We start from the raw sequence: 1,567 nt of genomic DNA on the forward strand, positions 1-1,567 counted from the left end.
CCAGCGCTTTGGTAAACCCGTGGTTTCGGTGTCAAATATTAAATACATGCTAATTTCTCTGCCCCTTTCTTCTTGAACAAATCTACAAAAAAATAAGGCCCTTTGATATTCCAACACGGGCAAAAATATTTTATCCGACGCTATCCTAATGAACGCTAGACTAAAACGATTTTTCTAAAATTATCGAGATCGATTGCCGATAGAATTTTTGTTGCGAGAGTGCTCATCAGTTCAAAAACAATTTTTGCTTATATTTTGACAAAATACGATCGCTTATTGCCAGATCAAATTCTCATATTTACGTTGCAATACAGCGTAACACATACTAAACGAATATATATTATGTTTTCAGCAGAAACTTATCAGCGGCGAAGAGAAACCCTAGCAGGTAAATTTAGCGAAGGGATTTTCCTTTTCTTAGGGAATATTGAGCATCCTATTAATTTCGAACATAACGCATACCCCTTCCGTCAAGATAGTACCTTTTTATATTTTTTTGGTATTCAACAGCCAAGCATAGCGGCTATAATCGACGTTGACGAGCAAAAATCCATTGTCTTTGGAGATGAATTCACGATGGACCAAGTCGTATGGGTGGGTAAGTTAGAGACTTTAAAAGAAAAAAGCCATCGATCTGGCATTACGGATACTCGTCCATTTGAGAGTCTCAGCAGCTATCTTTCTCAAGCAAGCAATAAGGGCCGCAAAATTCACTTTTTACCTCCCTATCAGTCTTTTAATAAGATTTTATTGAGCGAGCTTTTAGGTAAATCAATACCGAATTTACAATCATCCAGCGAATTCATTAAAGCAGTTGTCGACTTACGGGCTATTAAAGAAGAACAAGAGCTAAAGCAAATCGAACTGGCTGTCGGCGTATCAACCGAGATGCATCTGCTGGCCATGCGGCTGACCAGAGCCGGCATCAAAGAAGCGAATATCGCAAGTGCAATTGAACATTTTGCCGCCGATCAAGGTTGTAGATTGGCTTATCCGGCTATTGTCACCAAGCACGGTGAGATCTTACATAATTCTTTTCAATTAAATACGATTGAAGATGGTGATATGTTGCTGAACGACTCCGGTGTAGAAACTGCCATGGGGTACGCTGGTGATTTAACCCGAACGTTTCCTGTAGGCAAGCGCTTTAGTACCAGACAATCTGAAATCTACAATGTTGTTTTGGACGCTTTTACTGGCGCTAAGCAAGTGCTTCGCCCCGGTATTAAATTTAAGGATGTCCATCTTTTAGCCTGTCGGCGCTTAGTGGAAGGACTTGGTGCGCTTGGGATTATGAAGGGAGATCCGGATCAGGCTGTTGCCCAGCACGCTCATACCCTTTTCTTTCAATGCGGGTTAGGACATATGATGGGGCTCGATGTTCATGATATGGAAGATCTAGGGGAACAATATGTTGGATACACCCAAGACGAGCCTAAAGACAGTAAGACGTTTGGCTTAAAGTCGCTCCGGCTAGGACGTAGTCTCGAAGCCGGCTTTGTTCTAACCGTCGAACCAGGTATTTACTTTATTCCAGCATTGATCGATCAATGGCAGAGCGAAAATA

Annotated in this window: 1 protein-coding gene; it reads left to right on the top strand. The window is 41.6% G+C overall.

Annotated elements, in window-relative coordinates:
* Positions 1-342 precede the first annotated feature (342 nt).
* Positions 343-1,567 (top strand): aminopeptidase P family protein (locus HP439_RS19025; protein WP_172391899.1); only part of this gene is annotated, 1,225 nt, incomplete at its 3' end.

This window comes from Sphingobacterium shayense, from assembly GCF_013179575.1.
GTDB classification, from domain to species: domain Bacteria; phylum Bacteroidota; class Bacteroidia; order Sphingobacteriales; family Sphingobacteriaceae; genus Sphingobacterium; species Sphingobacterium shayense.